The organism is Spirillospora sp. CA-108201 (assembly GCF_050936235.1).
Taxonomy (GTDB): domain Bacteria; phylum Actinomycetota; class Actinomycetes; order Streptosporangiales; family Streptosporangiaceae; genus Spirillospora.
Map to the genome: position 1 here is coordinate 8838121 of NZ_JBNJNE010000001.1, position 19757 is coordinate 8857877.

16 protein-coding genes, 1 other RNA gene and 1 pseudogene are annotated in these 19757 nt (G+C 74.2%); 7 read left to right on the plus strand and 11 right to left on the minus strand.

All coding sequences use genetic code 11. From position 1 onward, the window contains the following. Window positions 1-5 precede the first annotated feature (5 nt). Window positions 6-2726: an ATP-binding protein gene (locus tag ACQEU6_RS42260; RefSeq protein ID WP_499339407.1), complete on the minus strand. Its 2721-nt coding sequence runs from the start codon at window positions 2724-2726 to the stop codon at window positions 6-8. A 267-nt stretch (window positions 2727-2993) separates the two neighbouring features. On the opposite strand from ACQEU6_RS42260, the gene ACQEU6_RS42265 reads away from it, so the two are divergent. Next, a complete protein-coding gene (locus ACQEU6_RS42265) occupies window positions 2994-5126 on the plus strand; it encodes a hypothetical protein (protein WP_499339409.1) in 2133 nt (710 codons plus the stop codon). 6 nt (window positions 5127-5132) lie between these two features. On the opposite strand, the gene ACQEU6_RS42270 is transcribed toward ACQEU6_RS42265, so the two are convergent. From ACQEU6_RS42270 to ACQEU6_RS42295, 6 genes and pseudogenes are all read right to left on the minus strand, one after another. Then, complete coding sequence (locus ACQEU6_RS42270; RefSeq protein ID WP_499340524.1) at window positions 5133-6032, minus strand: M48 family metalloprotease; 900 nt, start codon at window positions 6030-6032, stop codon at window positions 5133-5135. 831 nt (window positions 6033-6863) lie between these two features. Beyond that, window positions 6864-7025 (minus strand): annotated as a pseudogene (locus ACQEU6_RS42275) (DUF2510 domain-containing protein); the annotation flags it as partial. Then, the gene (locus ACQEU6_RS42280; protein ID WP_499340526.1) at window positions 6997-8235 is read right to left on the minus strand and encodes an RNA-guided endonuclease InsQ/TnpB family protein; all 1239 of its coding nucleotides are present in this window, start codon (window positions 8233-8235) and stop codon (window positions 6997-6999) included. The gene ACQEU6_RS42280 and the pseudogene ACQEU6_RS42275, both read right to left, overlap by 29 nt. 175 nt (window positions 8236-8410) lie before the next feature. Further along, window positions 8411-8809, minus strand: coding sequence for a hypothetical protein (locus ACQEU6_RS42285; RefSeq protein WP_185026136.1), 399 nt, complete (start codon window positions 8807-8809; stop codon window positions 8411-8413). 52 nt (window positions 8810-8861) lie between these two features. Then, window positions 8862-9206 carry a DUF6191 domain-containing protein gene (locus tag ACQEU6_RS42290; RefSeq protein WP_499339411.1) on the minus strand — a complete coding sequence of 115 codons (345 nt, stop codon included), beginning with the start codon at window positions 9204-9206 and terminating at the stop codon, window positions 8862-8864. 45 nt (window positions 9207-9251) lie between these two features. Further along, window positions 9252-9803 carry a pyridoxamine 5'-phosphate oxidase family protein gene (locus ACQEU6_RS42295; RefSeq protein WP_499339412.1) on the minus strand — a complete coding sequence of 184 codons (552 nt, stop codon included), beginning with the start codon at window positions 9801-9803 and terminating at the stop codon, window positions 9252-9254. A gap of 114 nt (window positions 9804-9917) precedes the next feature. Here ACQEU6_RS42295 and ACQEU6_RS42300 point away from each other — a divergent pair, with 114 nt between their 5' ends. The 5 genes from ACQEU6_RS42300 to rnpB all read left to right on the plus strand — a co-directional run bounded on the left by ACQEU6_RS42300 (window position 9918) and on the right by rnpB (window position 13659). Beyond that, window positions 9918-10739 carry a Nif3-like dinuclear metal center hexameric protein gene (locus ACQEU6_RS42300; RefSeq protein WP_499339413.1) on the plus strand — a complete coding sequence of 274 codons (822 nt, stop codon included), beginning with the start codon at window positions 9918-9920 and terminating at the stop codon, window positions 10737-10739. After that, the gene (locus ACQEU6_RS42305) at window positions 10736-11479 is read left to right on the plus strand and encodes a zinc ribbon domain-containing protein (protein WP_499339415.1); all 744 of its coding nucleotides are present in this window, start codon (window positions 10736-10738) and stop codon (window positions 11477-11479) included. Before ACQEU6_RS42300 ends, ACQEU6_RS42305 begins: the two co-directional genes overlap by 4 nt. Continuing rightward, window positions 11476-12579, plus strand: a complete 1104-nt coding sequence (locus tag ACQEU6_RS42310) for a bifunctional RNase H/acid phosphatase (RefSeq protein WP_499339416.1) — start codon at window positions 11476-11478, stop codon at window positions 12577-12579. Before ACQEU6_RS42305 ends, ACQEU6_RS42310 begins: the two co-directional genes overlap by 4 nt. Before the next feature lie 334 nt (window positions 12580-12913). Continuing rightward, entirely contained in the window at window positions 12914-13216 is a 303-nt protein-coding gene (locus ACQEU6_RS42315; RefSeq protein WP_499339418.1) for a hypothetical protein, read from the plus strand. Between the two features lie 46 nt (window positions 13217-13262). Further along, window positions 13263-13659: RNase P RNA component class A (rnpB, locus tag ACQEU6_RS42320), an RNA gene on the plus strand. A gap of 139 nt (window positions 13660-13798) precedes the next feature. Here rnpB and ACQEU6_RS42325 read toward each other — a convergent pair. Beyond that, window positions 13799-14047 (minus strand): hypothetical protein, encoded by a 249-nt coding sequence (locus ACQEU6_RS42325; protein ID WP_499339419.1) that lies wholly within the window; start codon window positions 14045-14047, stop codon window positions 13799-13801. Window positions 14048-14293: 246 nt separating this feature from the next. On the opposite strand from ACQEU6_RS42325, the gene ACQEU6_RS42330 reads away from it, so the two are divergent. Then, entirely contained in the window at window positions 14294-14500 is a 207-nt protein-coding gene (locus ACQEU6_RS42330) for a hypothetical protein (protein WP_499339420.1), read from the plus strand. Window positions 14501-14546: 46 nt separating this feature from the next. Here ACQEU6_RS42330 and ACQEU6_RS42335 read toward each other — a convergent pair whose 3' ends face one another. The 3 genes from ACQEU6_RS42335 to ACQEU6_RS42345 all read right to left on the minus strand — a co-directional run bounded on the left by ACQEU6_RS42335 (window position 14547) and on the right by ACQEU6_RS42345 (window position 19647). After that, window positions 14547-16784 (minus strand): SulP family inorganic anion transporter, encoded by a 2238-nt coding sequence (locus ACQEU6_RS42335; RefSeq protein WP_499339421.1) that lies wholly within the window; start codon window positions 16782-16784, stop codon window positions 14547-14549. A gap of 112 nt (window positions 16785-16896) precedes the next feature. Next, entirely contained in the window at window positions 16897-18792 is a 1896-nt protein-coding gene (locus ACQEU6_RS42340) for a hypothetical protein (RefSeq protein WP_499339422.1), read from the minus strand. A 267-nt stretch (window positions 18793-19059) separates the two neighbouring features. Continuing rightward, window positions 19060-19647, minus strand: a complete 588-nt coding sequence (locus tag ACQEU6_RS42345) for a YbhB/YbcL family Raf kinase inhibitor-like protein (RefSeq protein ID WP_499339423.1) — start codon at window positions 19645-19647, stop codon at window positions 19060-19062. Window positions 19648-19757 lie beyond the last annotated feature (110 nt).

Consider the following 19757-nt stretch of genomic DNA (forward strand, 5'->3'; position numbering starts at 1 on the left):
CGCGGCTAGTCGGGGCGGTCGGCGGTGGTGAAGGAGCCGAGGAGGCCGCCGAGGTCGCCGAAGGGGGACGTCGCCTCGCGGAGGCGGTCGGGCCAGTCGGGGTCGGTGCGCAGGGCGCCCACCGCGGTCTCCAGGCCCCGGGAGGAGCCCCACAGCGCGGAGTCGCGGGCGGCGGCGTCGCGCTGGTCGCGGGTCCACCAGGCGCCGACGGCGCGGAACTGCTCGGCGAGCGTGTCCCCGGGGATCGCGCGCCCGTAGCGGCTCTCCCACTCGCCGCTCAGCGGGTGGCGCCCGCCGCCGGGAGTCGAACGCCGCGCCTCGCCGAGCTCCTCCAGGACGAGGCACCAGCGGTACGGGGCGGCGAAGAACTCCGTCTCGCCGGCGGTGCACGCGCCGCCCTTCAGGATCGCGACCATATGCCCGGCCAGACCGGCGGGGGCGGCGCGGGACGCCGTGGCCGCGTCCACCGCGTGCGAGAGGGCGCAGTCGCGGATCCGGGACGGCAGCCCGTCCATGAGGGAGGCGGGCGGGCGCGGGGAGCCCCAGCCGGTCAGGTGGGCCGCGGCGGCGAGCTCCGCCCACACCGCCAGCTCGGGACGGTCCGACAGGGCCCGCTGGGCGGTGCGCATGTCCCGCAGTGTGCAGGGGGAGTCGCGGCAGTCCGTCCCGCACGTGCCGCTGCGGGGGGTCACCAGCACGCGGGGCGAGGCCGTCGGCGGCGCGGCCTCCTCCAGGCGCGAGCCGTCCGGCATCCGGACCAGGTGCGGGTAGTCCATGCCGTCGGTGAACACCGCGCCCTCGCCCGGCGTGAGCGTGACGAGGAACTGCGACTGCGCCTCGGTGATGTTCATCGTGGCGCCGACCGCGTCCCGGTCGTCCTTCGCGGGCAGCCGGTGGACGATCTTGACGGCGGTGTTCTTGATGACGTCCGGGACGAGCTTGGAGGGGATCTGCTCCGCCACGATCAGCCCCTCGCCGTACGCGCGGATCTCCGCCAGCAGGCTCGCGAACGTCTCCACGGCGTGCGACGCGGGCCCGGCCTGCTCGCTGCGGCGCAGCAGCCGGTGCGCCTCCTCGAACACGCTGAGGTGCCGCAGCCCGGTCGGGGCGCCCCGCCGCTGCCGCAGCCGCAGGTGCTCGACCAGCCGCACCAGGACGGTGCCCATCAGGAACGCCTTGTCGCGGTCGTCCCCGACGTCCTCGATCTCCAGGACGACGTTGCGGGCGAGCAGCGCGTCGAAGTCGATCGGGTGGCCGCCCTCGAAGAACCGCCCGGTGGTGCCGAGCCGCAGGCTGGACAGCCGGACCCGGATGAAGCCGCGCACGTTGTCGGTGATCTCCTGGCCGTAGCCGATCTCGTCGACGACCTGCTCGGCGGTGGCCTGCAGGTCGGCCAGCGTCGGGTAGCGCGGCGCGGCGCCCGGCGCGGCCGGCTCGCCGAGCGCGAGGTCCCACCCGAGCCGCTCGTAGCAGCGGGTCAGCGCCGCCGCGAGCACCTGCGGGAACGGCTCGTCGGCCTCGAACGCCGCGAGGAACAGGGCGCGGACGAGATCGGCGTGGGTCTGCAGCGGGAACGGCCGCCCGTCCGGTCCGGTCGCCGGTTCGAGCGGGTTGATCCCGGCCGCGATCGCCTCGGCGTCCCCCGGGCGGATCGTGACGACCTCCGCGTCCGGGAGCCGCGCCGCCATCAGCCGGTACTCCGCCTTCGCGGGCTCGACCACCAGCCACGGCAGCCCCGCCCCGGACGCGGCCGCGAGCAGCGACCGGACGGTCTGCGACTTGCCGGCGCCGGTCGCGCCGCACACGAACGTGTGCCGGTTCAGGCTGGACAGCGGCAGCGAGATCGGGCCCACGTCGCGGCGGTTGCGGTCCAGGACCCGTCCCAGCCCGACCCCGGTGCCCGGCGACTCGGGCGTGACGTCGAACTCCGGCCGCATCACGAACCGGACCCCGGCGATCTCCCGGACGGGCGGACGGGCCAGCGCCGCGACCAGCTGCGAGCTCGCCTCGAACGGGCCCGCCGCGCCCGGGACCAGCGCGTACGGCAGGCGGCCGAGGTCCGCCGACGCGCACACGAGCGCCGCGACGCGGGCGGCGGCCCGCGGCGTGGCCGCGCCGGCCGCCAGGTGCACCCGCCAGAGGCCGGACGTGGCCGCCTGGCGCAGCTCGCGGTGCCGCTTCTCCATCCGGACGGCCTCGACCGAGTCCTCCGGCGACATCTCCGCCATCGACCGGGCGCGCTGCTGCCGGTCGGCCAGGTCGTCGGCGAGGCGCCGCGCCTCGTCCGGGTCGACGGGCTCGGCGACCAGCATCCAGGCGAACGGCTGCATCCACACCGAGAGAAGGCCGTCCTCCAGGGACGGGCGCGCGGGCTCCTCCGGCGGGGGGTCCTCCACGAGCAGGCCGTCGGCGATGCCGCCGATGCTCACCCAGTGGGCCATCGCGTCCTCGCCGATCCCCTGGGGCAGCAGGGTCCCGCGCCCGCCCGCGGGGAGGCTCAGAGTCGCGGTCCGCCCGTCGCGGTCGGCGACGAGCCCGTCCCCGCCGACGAACACCTCCGTGGGCCCGAACGCCTCCGCGCGCCGCCAGCCGACCAGCACCGGATCCCTGCCCGCGTGGTAGGCCGACACCAGCGCCGCGAGCCGCTGGTCGCGCCACTCGTCCCGCCCGTCCGCCTCGTCCGGGCGGGGGACCTCCGTCAGCCGGCAGACCGGAAGACCGCGCACGACGTCCCACATCGTCAGCCCCGCCGAGGGGCCGGGCCGGACATTTTCGCGATCTCGCCTCGGTCCAAGGTCATGAGCAGTCAGGCTATTGAGCAAGGACCCCTTTGGGAAGGCCGTTTCCTTACGGAGGGCCTGACAAGTTACATGTCAATCTGCTTGGGTTATTTGCGGCATACCGAGCGGGACGGGACGGGCGTGACGAACGCGCCGGCACCCGGACGGGACGGGGGTTTGATCGTGAGGGGCGGTCCGGTCGACCATGGGGGATTGCTGTCACGCCGCGAGCGGCTCTTCACCCCCGATCCCCGCCTGGGCTGGGTCTTCCGGGACCGGTGGTGGTTCCTGCGCCCCTTCCCGGACGCGCCGCCCCAGCAGCAGGCCCTGCCCGACTACCTGGCCCGCCGGGTCGTGCAGACCGAGCAGCTCGCGCAGCGCAGGCTGAGCCGTACCCTCCCGGTGAGCGCGGCGATCGCCGCGGTGCTCGTGCTGTTCGCCGCCTGCTCGGCGGGCGGCTCCCAGACCGTCTCGGTCGGTTCGCTCCTGCTGGCCGCCGTCGCGCTGGCGCCCGGCGCGGTGCTGACATGGTGGGCGGTGCGGCAGCGGCAGAGCGCCCGGCAGGCCCACGAACTCGCCCAGCAGCAGATCATCGGCGGCTACCAGGACCAGGCGCGTCAGTGGCACGCGCGCAGGCAGGCCCACGACACCGCGGAGCGCGCGCGGCTGGACGGCCTGCCCGAGTGGGGCGCGGCCCCCCGCCCCGGCCGCCGCCTGGACGTCTTCGGCGGGACGCTGTGGGCGTGGGAGGCGCTGCTCACCACGTACGGGACGTCCACCCTCGCCGTCCAGCCGCTGCTCGTCCTCGACCTCTCCCGCGAGGTCGTCAGCCGCGAACTGGTCGAGCTGGCCCAGGCGGCGTGGATGGGCGTGGACGCGCAGCTGCTGCCCAGCCGCCAGGCCTCGTCCAGCCTCCTGGCCGACATGGCGCCCCGCGACCTGGTGGACGCGATCGTCGAGTCCATGCACGGCGGCACGCCCGACGCCGCGCGCGCCGACCGCAGCATGGACGACCGGATCCTGACCAAGGTCTGCGACGCGCTCGGCGGCGACGTCACCCTCGGCCGGATCGCGGCGGCGCTGCGCGCCCTGATGGGCGAGCCCGACGACGGCGACGCGCTGACCCGCGAGGAGCGGCGGCACGTCGCGAGCGAGCTGTTCACCGTGGAGTACCGGCGGCAGGCCCACGCGAACCTGTCGCGGATCGAGTCCTACGTCCACCCGCTGGAGGACCTCGGCGCGGCGCCCGCGGAGCGGGAGGGCGCCGGCTACCTGACCTGCGTCGCTCTCGACAGCCAGGCCCGCAACGTCCGCTCCGAGCTGCTCACCGACCTCATCGTCCAGTGGGTGACGCACCGCATCACGGCGTCGCGGGCCTCCACGCCCGCCCTCGTCGTCGCCGGCGCGGACGAACTGGCCCGCCGCCACCTGGAGCGGCTCTCGGACGCCTGCGAGCGGCGCGGCGTCCCGCTGACCCTGCTGTTCCGGCGGCTCCGGGAGACGTCCGCCGAGATGATCGGCGGCGGCGCCGTCGCGTTCATGCGGCTCGGCAACCACGAGGACGCGTCCCGCGCCGCCGACTTCATCGGGCGCGACCACCGCTTCGTCCTGTCGCAGATCACCAAGAACGTCGGCGGGAACGAGTCCCACACCACCACCGACACCGAGGGCACGGGCGACTCCGAGACCTACAGCACCAGCCGCACGACCGGGACGTCCCGCAACTGGGGGACGAACCGCTCGTCCGGCACCAGCTACTCGGGCGGCGAGATGTTCGGGCTGTTCCCCGACCGCTCCACGTCCTACCAGCGGGGCAGCAACCGCGGCGGCTCCACCAGCACCAGCGACACCGAGGGCACGTCCACCTCCACGTCGCGGAACTGGTCGGCCGCCTACTCCTTCGCGGAGGGGACCAACTGGAGCGACGCCGACACCACGCAGCGCGTGTACGAGTACGTCGTCGAACCCGTCACCCTCCAGCACCTGCCCGACCACGCCCTGCTGCTGGTCGAGTCGGCGCCCGGCGGCGGCCGCACGATCACGCCCGTCGAGTGCGACCCGGCCATCGTCACGCTGGACCGCGTCACCACCGGCCCCCTTCCGGAACCGCCGCCCCCGCAGCAGGCGCTGCCCGCCCCCACCGCGCTGACCTCGTCCGCCCCCGCGCCGCAACACCAGGGGTGGGGCGCGCCGTCCGCCCCCCCGTGGGCCGGCCCGGCCGCGCCGCCCCCGCCGCGCGCGCCCCTCTCGACCCGGCCGGGCCCGCCGCCCGGCCAGCAGACCGGTCCGCGGCCGCCCGGCGACCCCCGCCAGGGGCCGCCGCCGCTGTTCGGCGGGAGGAGCTGACCGGGCTCAGCCGAGCCGGCGGCGGAGCGCCTGCGCCCGCCGGACGAGCGGGAGCGGCAACCCGTCGGGCTGGTGCTCGATGCGGTGCTCCACGGCCGCGACGAGGTCCGCGCCGAACCCCATGCGCACCGCCGCCGCGTCGGCCCGCGCCTCGCCCCCGGCGCTCAGCAGGCGCGCCCCCAGCGAGGCGGCGTAGGCGAGGGCGGCCGGCAGCGCCACCAGCACCGTCACCACCGCGGCGACGGCGGCCAGCAGGAGCACCCCCAGGAACCCGATCGGCCGGTGCCACTCGACGGCCCGCTTCCACATCGGGCCGATCGGCGACCACACCGTGCGCAGCGCCCACTGGAGCGTCCGGTTCGGCAGCGTCACCTGCGCGTGGACGAACGCCGGCACCGCCCGCCACCCCTGGAGGTGCCCCAGCTCGTGGGCGAGGACGGCGGCGAGGCGCCCGGGCGGCAGCGAGCGGGCGGACTGCGACGTGACCGCCACCGTGCGCGTCGACGGCCGGCAGGCGTTCAGCCCGTCCGACTCGACGATCACGAGCCGGTAGCCGCTGACCCCGGCGTGCTGCTGCACGTAGCGCCACGCGTGCTCCAGCCGCGCGCGCTCGTCGCCGTCCGGCTCCCGGTAGCCGTACGAGCGCGAGGCGCTGAAGGGAGCCAGCAGCAGCAACGCCCAGACGGCGAACACCAGGACCGCGCCCCAGAGAGTCCAGACGGACCCCGCCCCGAACGCGACGGCGGCGACCACGCCCCCTTCGGCCGCCACGACGAGGCCGATCGCGATCCGAGCCCGCCCGGACGGCGTGCCCTGCGGCAGCCCCGGGGGAAGATAACGCGGCCCAGGCTCCTCCGCCTGCCGCGGCGCCTCCGGCCGCTGCCCCGGCACCGGCGGCCGACGCACAGGCCCGGCGGTCCGCGGCGCCGGAGGCCGCGGAGCATGCGGCTTCCGCTGCCCCGGCGTCGGGGGCGCCGACGACTCCATCCGAGCCTCCTGCAAGGGCGGTGGCTGCACAGGCCGCGCCGAACGAGCCCCACCCATCCGCGACGGAGGCGCCGGCGTCTCGAACCGCGCCTGCGGAGGCACAGGCCACGAGCCCGCCCCCCGCCCTGACGGTGTCTCAGGCCGAACTCCCGCCGAGGGCGGTGTGGGTGGCCGCGAAGGCGTCGACAGGCGCGGTGGGACCTGCGGCCCGACCGGGGCGGAGGGCGCACCCGCCTCGCCGCGGCTAGGCGGCGGGGCGACCGGCGTTTCTGATGGAGCCGAGGGCGAAGGTGGCGTGAGGCGCGGCGGTATCGGGCCGGGGGGTGCGGTGTGCGGGCCAGTTGACGGCGTACGAGCCTCTGTCTCCGGCGCAGGCGGGGAAGGCGGCGGCGCGGCTGGCCGGGACGGGGGTGAAGAGGGTCGTGGTGTGGAGGACGCACCGAGGCTCGGCGGGGGAGGCGTGGGGGGTTCGGGCCGAGCCTCTTGGAGGGGCGACTGTGAAGCAGACGGCGTCTCGGTGAGAGGGGGCGGCGGCGTGGCCGCGTGCTGAGGCAGCTCAGGGCCCAGAAGCGGAAGGTGTGGTGCCTCAGGCTCGGTCTTCGCCGAAGGCGGGGGGTCGACGGGCGCAGGGGAAGGCGGCTCGGGTGCCTGCTGTGGGGCGGGGCCAGGGCGTTGCGGGCGCGGGGCGGGGGCGGGTGGGGGGTCGGTGCTCAGGGAGGCGCGGCGGCGTGCGCGGGAGTCGTAGCGGCGCGACTCGCCGGTCCAGTTCTGGCCGTCCCAGTAGCGTTCGCGACCCATCAACTCCGGATCTGGATACCACCCAGGTGGTGCGCTCACCGGAACCCCGCCTCCCGTAAGGAACAGTTGACTTCCTCCCCACGGGCTAAGGCCGGGGGATTGCAGCCGGCGCATAGGCCGGTTGATGCGGTCTCCCTCGCGGGGCCGCAGGTTCCTGCTTCACTGACCGGCCGCTGCCGAGGTCTCCACAGGCTGGCACCGCATGCCCTGCGGCGCTGAGGATGTTCTTCGCGGCGTTGATGTCTGCGTGGTCGCGGTGGCCGCAGGCCATGCACGCGAAGACCGCTTGGCTCTCACGGTTCTTGGCGTCCACATGCCGGCACCGGTTGCACGTCTGTGAGGTGAACGCGGGGTTGACCAGCACCACTCGGGTGCCGGTCGACCTGGCCGCGTTGCGGATGGCCGACTCCATGCGGTGCCGGCCCTTGTCGAGGATGGCGCGGTTCAGCCCGGCCTTGGCCCGCACATTGCGGCCGGGCTCGTCGACGGTTCCTTTGGCGGAGGCAGTCATGCTCCGGGTGCGCAGATCCTCCAGCACGATGACGCTGCGCCGGGCGGTCAGACGGCCGGCCGTCCAAGCGGCGAAGTCGGCGCGCCGGTCGGTGACCCGGCCCATGACCCGGTTCATCGCGGCGACGGTCTTGCGCCGGTTCGCCGAGCCCTTCCGGCTGCGGGCCAGGCGCTGCTGAAGGCGCCGGTGGCGAAGCCTCTCGCCCGCGGTGGCGAACTCGCGGTCGTAGAACGCCCCGGTGCTGGCCACAGCGGCAACCTTCACACCACGGTCGATGCCGACCGCGGTTCCGGGGTGGTGCTCGGGGGTGAGCAGACCGTCCTCGACGAGGAAGGAGACGTGCCAGTGCCCTGCCCTGCGGGAAACGGTGGCCGAGCGGACCTCGCCGCCCAGGGGACGGGTCCATCGGAAGGCGGTCCAGCCCAGCTTGGGCAGCTTCACGCGGCCCCACTTTCGGTTCAGCCGTTCCACCCGGATCTGCTCGGCGTCGGGGAACCGGAAAGAAGGAGCCCAGCGGGCCTTGGATCGCCACCGGACCCTGAACGTCCCGTGCGCGCGGCACGCCCTGTCCGGATCCTTCAGCGTCTGCTGCAGGACATGCGACGGAGCGGCCCGCAGCCACTCGTGCTCGCTCTCGGCCTCGGCCAACTCGGCGGCCTGTGGAACGTAGTTCATCCATGCTCCGCGCCGCCGGTACTCACGGCGCTGCTCAAGAGCGGTGTTCCAGACCGACCGGCAGATGTCGCCGAACTCCTCGCACAACCCGGCCTGCTCAGGCGAGAGCCTGAGCCGGTACCTGCGGCCCGTCAGAATGGAGCACCCCCTTCCTCAGCCCGTGCTCCCGGCTCTCCCGGTGCTGGTTCACCACCTCACGGCGGGCGCCGCCCGCCGTGACGAGAGAGCAGGAGTTCCAGAAGACCAGGGTCGTGTCGGCTACCCAGAACAGATCAAGGCTTGCGCACGCCGCGACACAGCGTCAACACGGTGGTCACAGCTTGGGGGTGAAGGGGCGGCGATGGGCGGGATCGTCCGGCTCGGCGAGGCCGCGCAGGGCCGTCTCGACGAGCTCGATCCCCTGGAGGAGCGAGACGAGGCGCGCGCCCTCGCGGCGGTAGGCGTCCAGGACGGACTCGACGCCGTGCGGGGGGACGACGTCCCCGAGATCGACGCGAGCGGTGCGGAAGCCCTCCCGGGCCGCCTCCACGGACGCGTGGACGTGGTGGCGGGCCATGCGGGCGAGGGCGATGGGATAGCGGCGCAGGACGCCGTAGCGCCGGTACTCGGGCGGGACGAGTTCCAGCAGCCAGGCGAGCGCCGTGTCCACGAAGCGGTCGGTGCCCGGTGGATGCACCTGCGAGGGCCAGCCGGGCGGAACGTAGGTGCTCACGAGGGCAGGATAACCCGGATTCGAACTTGTGTTCGAGAGCGTTCCGGCGGCGTCACCCGGGCGGCGGGGTGCGGCGGATCCGGATCTTGCCGGACTCCAGGTCGTCGCGGACACCGCCGGATCCGGTCTGCTCGTGGTCGTCTTGGCGCAGCACCTTCTGCCGCTCCTGCTCCTCCTGCTTGACCTTCTTGGAGCCCTCGAAGGCGGAGGCGAGGTCCTCGAACATGCCGCCGCCGAAGCCGGCGCCGGTCTCACCGTCGCCCCTGATGGCCCCCATCAGGGACGACTTGCCCGTCCCCTCGCGGGGCCACTCGATGGTCTCCGGCTCGGCCGCCTCCGGGCGGGTGCCCATCGGACGGCCCTTGACGCGCTTGCGGCGGCGAAAGGGTGGCTTCACACACTCTCCAACGCGATGAGTCTCCAGAATGATCCCGGCAGACTTTCAGGTTACGAACGACCACCGGGTGGGAGAACCGGTGAAGTCTCCCTGGCGTAGCCCGAACACCGACTGTGGCCGCACCGCGACGGTGGCGTTCACCTCCGGGTCCAGGAAATCGACACGATAGCGCGTGGCGTACTTGGAGTTGACCAGGTCGATGAACCGCTGGAGCTCCCGCTGCTCGGTGACGATCTCGGCGCGGCCCTCGATGACCACGGGGTTCTCGGCCTCCTCGGTGGTGACCGTGACCTGTGGGTTCAGCCGCAGGTTCACCATCTTGCGGGACGGCACCGCGCTGCTGAACAGCAGTGCCTCCCCTGACCAGGCGCCCCAGACCGGCATGGCGTGGGGGCGCCCGTCCGGCCGTACCGTGCACACCCAGAAGTTGCGGGCGGCCCGCAGCCGCTCCACCGCCCAGGACCACGGCAGCAGGCCGCTTCCCTCGTGCGGTCCCTGGATGCCGTAACCCGGCATGTACGGACGTTCCGCCTTAGGTTCGACGGGGTGGACGGGCTTGATGGGCTCCGGTTCCGCGGCGGCGCCGGCGGCCGACATGGCGTTCCTCCCTCGGTCGTGCACTGTCCCGTCCCATATCGTTACAGACCTCGGCGTCTCGGGGTGACGCTCGGTGGCTCGTTGGGAGCGCCCAGGCGCGGTAGCCTGCGGGACGTGCGCCTATCCCACGTCATCTCCGCTCTGGAGGAGCTCTACCCGCCCGCGTGGGCGGAGTCCTGGGACGCCGTCGGCCTCGTCTGCGGCGACCCCGGCCAGGAGGTGGGACGGGTGCTGTTCGCGGTCGACCCCGTCGGCGCCGTGATCGACGAGGCGCTGGAGTGGGAGGCCGACCTCGTGGTCACCCACCATCCGCTGCTGTTGCGCGGCGTGCATTCGGTCGCCGCCACCACGCCCAAGGGCCGGCTCGTCCACCGCATGATCAGGAACGGGATCGCGCTGCACACCGCGCACACCAACGCCGACCGGGCCGTCCCGGGCGTGTCGGACGCGCTGGCGCGGGCCGTCGGGCTCACCGGGGAGCTGCGCCCGATGGTCCCCGCCGACGACGACCCGCGCCGCGGCCTCGGCCGGATCGGGGAGCTGGACGAGCCCGTCGCGCTGCGGGAGTTCACCCGCCGCGCCGCGGCCGGGCTGCCGTCCACCGCCTGGGGGGTGCGGGCGTCCGGCGACCCGGACCGCCCCGTCCGCACCGTCGCGGTCTGCGGTGGTGCGGGCGACTCCCTGCTCGGCACCGCCCAGGCGGCCGGCGTCGACGTCTACCTCACCGCCGATCTGCGGCACCACCCCGCGTCGGAGTTCACCGAGCAGGGCGGCCCTGCCCTGGTGGACGCCGCGCACTGGGCGACGGAGTGGCCCTGGCTCGCCGACGTCGAGCGGCGCCTGGCCGGGTCGTCCCAGGAAGCCGGCAAGTTGGAGACACGGGTGTCCACGCTCGTCACCGACGCGTGGACCCTTCACGACGAAGGAGCAAAGTGAAAGCCGCACCGCAAGCCCAGCTTCGCCTGATCGACCTGCAGGACCTCGACAGCTCGCTCGACCGCCTGGCGCACCGCCGCCGCACGCTGCCCGAGCTGGCGGAGATCGAGCGGCTGGAGGGCCGGCTGACCGAGCTGCGCGACGCGATCGTGGCGGCCGAGACGGAGGTCGGCGACCTGCGGCGCGAGCAGAAGAAGGCCGAGCAGGACGTCGACCAGGTCCGCACCCGCGCCGACCGCGACCAGAAGCGGCTGGACTCGGGGCAGGTGACCTCCGCGAAGGACCTCAGCAGCCTGCAGGCCGAGATCGAGTCGCTGCAGCGCCGCCAGTCCGACCTGGAGGAGGTCGTGCTGGAGATCATGGAGCGGACCGAGGAGGCCGAGGGCCGGGTCGCCGCGCTGAACGCCGAGCGGTCCGGCGCGACCGACGAGCTGGCCGCGCTCGCCGAGCGCCGCGACGCCGCCCAGCGCGACATCGACGACGAGGCGGGGACGTCGAGCGCCGCGCGCACCGCCGTCGCCAAGGACGTCCCGGACGACCTGCTCGGCCTCTACGAGAAGCTGCGCGGCCAGTTCGGCGGCGTCGGCGCGGCCAAGCTGTACCGCGGCGCCTGCCAGGGCTGCCACCTCGCGCTGAACACCGTCGACCTGAACCGCATCCGGGCCGCCGCCGAGGACGAGGTCATCCGCTGCGAGGAGTGCCGCCGCATCCTCGTCCGGACGCCCGAGTCGGGTCTGTGAGCGCCGGCCGGAAGCTGGTCGTCGAGGCGGACGGGGGCTCGCGCGGCAACCCCGGGCCCGCCGGGTACGGGGCCCTCGTCCGCGACGCGCTGACCGGCGAGGTGCTCGCGGAGGTCGCCGAGTCGATCGGGCACGCCACCAACAACGTCGCCGAGTACCGGGGGCTGATCGCCGGGCTCGCGGCGGCCGCCGGGGTCGACCCGTCGGCCCGCGTCGAGGTCCGGATGGACTCCAAGCTCGTCGTGGAGCAGATGTCGGGCCGCTGGAAGATCAAGCACCCGGACATGGTGCCGCTGGCGCTGGAGGCCCGCGAGCTGGCCGCCGCGCTGGGCTCGGTGTCCTACGGCTGGATCCCGCGCAACCGCAACGCGCACGCCGACCGGCTCGCCAACGAGGCCATGGACGCCGCCGCCCGCGGCGAGAACTGGACCCGCAAGGTCGAGGAGGCGCCCGGGGAGCCCGAGCCGCCGCCCCTGCCCGCCTCGTCCACGCCGACGACGACGCTCCTGCTCCGGCACGGCGAGACGCCCCTGTCGATCGAGAAGCGGTTCGCCGGGATCGGCCCCGTCCCGCTCACCCCGCACGGCCTCGCCCAGGCCCGCGCCGCGGCGCTCGCCCTCAAGGACCGCGGGATCGACGCGATCGTCACCTCGCCCTTGTCCCGCTGCCGCGACACCGCGGCCGAGGTCGCCGCCGTCACCGGCCTGGACGTCCGGGTCGAGGACGGCCTCCGGGAGACCGACTTCGGCGACTGGGAGGGCCTCACGTTCGCCGAGGCGGGCAGGGCCTGGCCCGCCGAGCTGAAGGCGTGGCTGGCCGACCCCGAAGCGGCCCCGCCCGGCGGGGAGAGCTTCGCCCAGGTGTCCCGCCGCGTCCGCACCGCCCTGGACAAGCTGAAGGTCCGCTACCGCGAGCAGACGGTCCTGGTCGTCTCGCACGTCACCCCGATCAAGCTCCTCGTCAGGGACGCCCTGGGCGCGCCCATGTCGTCCCTGTACCGGATGCACCTCGACGTGGCGGCGCTGACGTCCATCGACTGGTACGCCGACGGCCCGGCGACCCTGCGTGCCTTCAACGACACCCATCACCTACCCGCCTGACCACTGTTCTTCCCGGTTCCGGCCCCTACCCTGCGACGAGGGAGGGGACCGTGACCACGAAGATCCTGCTGGACGAGTCGAGGCTTCCGCGCCGCTGGTACAACGTCGTCCCCGACCTGCCCGCGCCGCCGCCCCCGCCGCTGCACCCGGGGACGCGCGAGCCGGTCGGGCCGGACGACCTGGCCCCGCTGTTCCCCGCGGACCTCGTCGCCCAGGAGGTCAGCGGCGAGCGCTTCGTCGACGTCCCCGAGGACGTCCGGGACGTCTACCGGCTCTGGCGGCCCACCCCGCTCATCCGCGCGCACCGCCTCGAACGGCGCCGCTGCTCTCCCACATGTACGACCTGGGCGTCTTCGAGGCCACCGCCAAACACCAGCGCGAATGCCTCCAGGCCGGCGTCCTGTTCGCCCGCACGGAGGGCGTCGTCCCGGCCCCCGAACCCACCCACGCCCTGGCCGCCGTCGTCGAGGAGGCCCGCCGCTGCGCCGAGACGGGCGAACCCGAGGTCATCCTGACCGCCCTCTGCGGCCGCGGCCACTTCGACATGACCGCCTACGACCGCCATCTCTCCGGACGGACGCAGGACCACGCCGTCCCCGACTCCCGCCTGCGCGAAGCCCTGAACGCCCTCCCGTAGGTTCGCGAGTCGGCTCGCGCACCCGCTAATCTTGGTGGACGGCGGACGAGCCGGCCGGACGGCCGCGTCGGGGAGCGATCCCCGTCGAGGAAAGTCCGGGCTCCACAGGGCAGGGTGGTCGGTAACGCCGACCCGGGGTGACCCGCGGGACAGTGCCACAGAAAGCAGACCGCCACCGGTCCGCCGGTGGTAAGGGTGAAACGGTGAGGTAAGAGCTCACCAGCGCCCACGGTGACGTGGGCGGCTAGGTAAACCCCACCCGGAGCAAGGTCAAGAAGGGGCCCCGCAAGAGGCCCCGCGCAGGTGCCTGAGGGCGGCCCGCCCGAGCCTGCGGGTAGACCGCTGGAGACCGCCGGCAACGGCGGCCCGAGATGGATGGCCGTCACCCGCCGCCCCGCAAGGGACGACGGACACAAAACCCGGCTTACAGGCCGACTCGTCCGCCCCCCATCTCCCCGACCTGCGGCGGGCTGCGGAGGTGGGGCCCGGTGGTGGCCGGGCCCCAATGGTGCTGGGTCGGGGACGCCGCTTCGAACCCGTTGTCCGGGCCCGCGCGGTCTCCCCTGGCGGATCCGCCTCGCCCTACGGCCGGATCATCTTCGAGCCGTCGGGGTACGTGGTGGTCTTGCCGTCCTCGCTGACGTGGACCCGCTCGCCGCCGGGGTTGTTCGTGACGCTGACGGCGTTCGGCTCCAGGGGCTCGGGCGACGCGCCGTCCTGCGGACGGACGCGCTGCGTCCCGTCGGAGTACGTGGTGGTCTTGCCGTCATCACTGACGGTGGCCTCCTCGCCGCCGGCGCCGCGCCGGAAGCTGATCACTTTTTTGGCCATCGAGGGACCTCCTTCGTTGCGGTCGGGCCGCGGACCTCGTCCGGGGCCATGACTATTCACCGCTACCGTCCGGGAACGCCGTGCCTCGGCAACCGGGCGCGTGCCGTTGGGGACAGAGACTCTCTCGAAACAGGTCATGGGACACAGAGAGCTTCATACGGGGCGCTTACCGTTCTGGTAAGAGCTGATCGCCCTGATCGGTGACGGCGGCGGGGCCGGGGTGCTGGAGTCCCGTGGAGAGGAGCGATGATGATCATCATCGTGTTCGTGGGCCTGGTGCTCGCCGGAGTGCTGGGAGGCCTGGTGTACCTGTGGGACTTCTCGCGCGCCAGCCGGCGCGACGCGCTGTTCCTTCCGGCGACGGACCGGCGCGCGCGCCGGGCGCGCAAGGTCACGGGGATGTACGTACGCAGCTACACGCGCGGCGAGGACGAGCTCGTCGGGCGCTGGTAGAACCGGGAGCGCGGGCCGTCCCGCCGGGGGGACGACCCGCGCGTTCTCAGGTGAGGGACCGGGTCCGCGGCGCCTCGTCCGGGACGGGGACGAAGGCGCCGCCGGCCGGGTCGAAGACCTCGACGGTGGCGGAGCCGAGGTCGAGGTAGAGGCCGACCAGCTCGATGTCGCCGGACCCGACCCGCTCCCGGAGCCACGGGTAGGTCAGCAGGTTGTCGAGCTGCTGCATCACGTTGATCTTGCAGAGGCGGGCGAGGGGCGGCTCGTCGCCCGGCTGGTCCTCGGCGAGGAAGCGGGCGAGGCTGTGGTTGCCGTGCTTCAGCCAGCGCGACAGGCTCTCCAGGTGCTCGACCTCGGTGCCGCCCGCGAGCAGCGCGGCCATCGCGCCGCAGTTGGAGTGGCCGCAGACCGTGATGGTCTTGATGTCCAGCACGTTGACGGCGTACTCGACGGTGGCCGACACCGAGTCGTCGGGCGTCCGGGAGCCGTGCCGCGGCACCAGGGCGCCCACGTTGCGGTTGATGAACAGGTCGCCGGGGCCGCTCGCGGTGATGATGTTGGGCACGATGCGCGAGTCGACGCAGGTGATGAACAGATGCTGGGGTTTCTGCTCCATCGCCAGCTCGGCCATGATCGGGCGGACGAGCGGGGCCGTGCGCCCGTGGTACTCGCGGACGCCGTCCAGCAGGACGGCCGCGGGGGACGTCTCGGGTGCGTCCAGCTCGGTCTCGGACCGCCGCCGCCGGTTCCCCCAGGGGGCCCACCAGCGGGCCGGGGGCGGAGTCTTGGCCGGTTGGGACATATCGCCTGTCACAGCTCTTTCATACCAAGCCTCATGAACCTCGTCGATGTCGACCCTCCCCCCTTGGCGTTCGTGGGCGAGCCGCCACCGGTGGACGGCGTCGAACGCGGCGTGGTCCATGAAGTCGACGTTGAGGTCCAGGTCGACGCTGCCGTCCGGCGGAATCTGCTGGAGAGCGCGCGCCACGCGGGGAACGCCGAGGAAGGTGAACGTGCCTTCGACGACCACGTGCCAGCGGGGCGGCGCGGGGGCGTCGCCGGGAGCGGGCACGAGCCGCTCCGTCCGGACCGAGAGCCGGGTGAGCCGGCGCAGGGCCAGCACCGCCATGACGCCGATGCCGAGCAGGACGCCCTCGCCGAGCCCGAACAGCACGACGCCGCCGAGGGTGACGAAGTAGGCGGGCGCCTCCCGGTGGTGGCGCAGGGCGCGGACCCGGGACACGTCGGCCAGCCGGACGCCGAGCACGACCAGCAGCGCGGCGAGCGCCGCCAGCGGGACCTGCTCGATGAGCGGCCCGCAGGCCAGGGCGAGGACGAGGACCCAGACGCCGTGCAGGACGGGGGACAGCCGCGTGCGGCCGCCCGCCTCGATGTTGGCGGTGCTGCGGACGATCACGCCGGTGATCGGCAGCCCGCCCAGCAGTCCGGACACGGCGTTCGCGGCGCCCTGGCCGAGCAGGTCCCGGTCGAGGTCGGCGGCCGGGACGCCGGCCGGGCGGGAGCGGTCGACCGCGACGCTGCACAGCAGGGACTCGACGGCGGCCACGAGCGCCACGGAGATGACGGCGCCGGTGATACCGAACAGTGACCCCTGCGGCATGACCGGAAGGGTCCAGCCTTCCAGCAGGGAGGACGGCAGGTCGACGCGCGGCACCCGCCAGTCGAGGGCCCAGGCGACGGCCGTGGCCAGGGCGACGGCGGGCAGCGGGCCCGGAACGAGCCGCAGCGGCCCGCTCTTCGGCAGCCGGGACCAGCCCAGCACGACGATCACGGTCAGCCCGGCCACCAGCGCGGACCGCGTGTGCGGGTGCGCGAGCTGGTCCGGCAGTTCGCGCAGGTTCGCGACGGCCGACTGCTGGGGGCTGCCGCCGAGGACCACGTGGACCTGGGCGAGGACGATGACGACCCCGACCCCGGCGAGCATCCCGTGCACGATGGCGGGGGAGACGGCGAGGGCGGCGCGCGCGACCCTGCTCGCGCCGAGCACGATCTGCAGGAGGCCGGCGAGCAGGGTGATCGTGCAGGTGGCGCGCCAGCCGTAGGTCTGCACGAGGCCGGCGACGAGGACGGTGAGGCCGGCGGCGGGCCCGCTCACCTGGAGCGGCGAGCCGCCGATCAGGCCGGCGACGATGCCGCCGACGACGGCGGCGATCAGCCCGGCCGCGACGGGTGCGCCGGAGGCGACGGCGATGCCCAGCGAGAGCGGGATCGCCACGAGGAAGACGACGAACGAGGCGAGCAGATCTCGCCGGAGCGTGGACACGCTCGGTGGCTTAAAAGTCACACAAGGTATTCAATCATGTGCGCGGGGGTTCCTTTGGACACGAACGAGGGCCGCCGGAAATCCGGCGGCCCTCGTTCGCGTGCGCGCTTGGTCAGCGGCGGTAGTTCTCCCAGTCGTCGGTGGGCTGTTGGGAGCCGTACGGCGGGTTGTCGTTCTGCTGGCCGCCCTGCTGCTGCGGCGGGTAGCCGCCCTGCTGCGGCGCGCCGCCGTAGTAGCCGGACCCGTACGCCTGTGTGGCGTTCGGGTCGGAGTAGCCGCCGGTGCCCTGGTCGTGGGGCGCGGCCAGCGGGTCGCCGCCGTTGTAGCTGCTGCCGCTGAAGTCGCCGTAGGCCCCGGTGCCTCCGGGGCTGCTCTCGGCGCCGCCGCCGAAGCCGCCGAGCGGGTCGTCGTAGCGCTGCGAGTCGCCGTAGGCGGGGGCGGTCGGGTAACCGTCGTTCTGCTGGCCCTGCCCGTATCCGGGCGGCCCGCCGATCCCGGAGTCGTACCCCTGGCCGGAGCCGCCGCCCTGCTGCCCGCCGGACGGCCACGGACCGGTGTTGCCGGTGCTCGGCCCGCCGGACGGGGTCGTCCCGTAGGAGCCGGTGCCCAGGGGGTCGCCCAGCGGGTCGTTCAGGGAGCCGCCGTAGGAGCCGCCACCCGTTTCGGACGGCGAGGGCGGGCCCGAGGTCCGCTGCCGGTCGGTCTGGATGCGCTGGAGCAGCTCGTCCACGGTCGGAAGCTTGTGGCCGTCGGTGTCAGAGCCGCCGCCGTGCGCCGCCGGAGCGGCCGGGGCGGGGGCGGGGGCGGGGGCGGGGGGAGCCGGCGGCGCGGGCGGCGCGGGCGGCTCCTCCGGGCGGCCGATGGGCAGCCCGAGCGGGTCGCTGCCGAGGGCCCCGCCGGCGCCGGACGAGCCGAGCGGAAGGTCGTAGTCCTGGCGGCCTCCGGGCGGCGGGCCCGCGGCCGGGCGGCCGCCGAGCGGGTCGGAGGTGTAGTCGCCGTAGGACGGCTCCTGGGAGCCGTACTGGGGCTGCTCGGGGATGCCGTACTGCGGCTGGTCCTTGCCGTACTGGTCTTGGCCGCTCCCGTACTGGTCTTGGCCACTGCCGTACTGGTCCTGCCCGCCGCCGTACTGGTCCTGCATTCCGTACTGGTCCTGCCCGCCGTGCCCGCCGTAGGACGGGTCGCCGGTGCCGTAGTCGGCGGAGCCGTACGCGGGCTGCGGCTCCGGCCCGCCGTACGCGGGCTGCTCGGGCGCGCCGGGGCCGCCGAAGGGGTTCTGGGGGCCGGGGCCGCCGGGGGCGCCCGGTCCGGCCAGGTCGGTCGGGATCGGGTCGAGTGACGTCGCGCCCGGATCGCCGCCCGGGAACGGGGATCCGCCCTGGAACCCGCCGGGGCCGTGGGGCGTCTGCTGCGGCCCGGTGCCGCTGCCGAGGCCGTTGAGGACGGTGCCGTCGGCGCCCAGGGAGACGGGCTGGGTGAGCCCGGGCGGCTCGATGGCCGGCTGCTCGGGCGGGGGGCCCTGCGCGTTCAGCGGGTCGGCGGCCGGGTCGGTGTCGGGCCGCGCGCCGCCCTCGTTCTGCTGCCAGGGGAACTTGGGCTTGTCGAAGGTGATCGTCGCCCAGTAGTCGTCGTCCTCCATCTCGTCGGACGCCTGGCCCGGGGGCGGTGGCGGCGGGGCGGACGGACCCGGCGCGGCGGTCGGAGCGGCGAGCGGGCCGCCGACGCTGCCGACGCTGCCGGCGACGCGGCGGTCGGGACCGGGCTCGGGGGCGCGGTCGTAGCCGCCGTCGTAGCCCTCGTCGTAACCGGGGCCGTACTCGTCGGGGCCGCCCATCTGCTCCTGCGGCGGGGCTCCCCGGCGGCCGCGCGGCTGCTTCTGCGGCTCCTCGTCCATCCAGTCGTCGTCGTCATCGCCTCCCGCCCTGCTGGCCCGCAGGCCGAGGGCCACGAGGACGACCACGAGGACGACGACCACAATGAGGCCGAAGACCACGATGTAAGAAGTCATGCCACCACCCAATGCCTTGGCCCGGCGAGAGTCGCCAGCGCGGACCGCGGGTCCGTCCCGATTGTCGCCAGCGTCCGGATCGTCACGGGTTTCCGCCGCCTTGGCTTAACCCGATTCTCTCCGACCGCTATGACCGTTGTCACACCCTTCGCGCACATTTACCCTCACATGGCGCATGCCGATCGGCCAACTCGGCCGGTCCGCACGCCCCTCACGGCTCCGGCCCCCGCGGCGCCCGCCCTGGCCCCGCGCCCTCGGGCTCCACGGTCAACGCGCCTGCTCGCCGCCGAAGTTCCCGGTGATCCGCCCGCGCCCCACCGTGTGCTCGGCGATCGCGGGGAGCGAGTCCTTCAGCGCCGCGCCGTTCTGGAACGGTGCCGGATCGTCCAGCGCGTAGATGCTGAACCGGTACCGATGCTTCTCTCCCTTGGGCGGGCACGGGGGCGCGTACCCCGCCTTCTTGCCGGTGGTCAACCCCTCGACGGTCCGGTCCAGCCGGGCGCCTTCGACCAGCTCGTTCACGGTTCCGTCGATGCCCGCGATCACCCAGTGGACCTTGGCGCCGCCGGAGGCGTCCGGGTCGTCCATCACGATCGCGAACGACCGGGTGCCGGCCGGCGTGCCCGACCACCGGAGCGGCGGGGTCTTCCCCTGCCCGCCAGGGTACGTCGTGCAGCCGTATCTCGGGGGCAACTCGCGCCCATCGCGGAAGACCGGGCTGGTCACGGTGAACCACTCCGACAGCTCCGCGCTCTTGTTCTGGGGCTGGCCGATCAGCCCGCAGCCGCTCAGCGCCCCGGCGAGCGCGAGCGCGCCCGCCGCGGCCATGACCGGACGCCGATCTCTGCTCATCATCGATACGCTCCCGGGCGAGATCGTACGCCGCGCGCCGCCGGATCGCCGTCATCTCGGCCCCCGCTTGTCGGCCGCGTGCGTCCCGCCGCCGGCGCCCCCTTCCTCGTCCG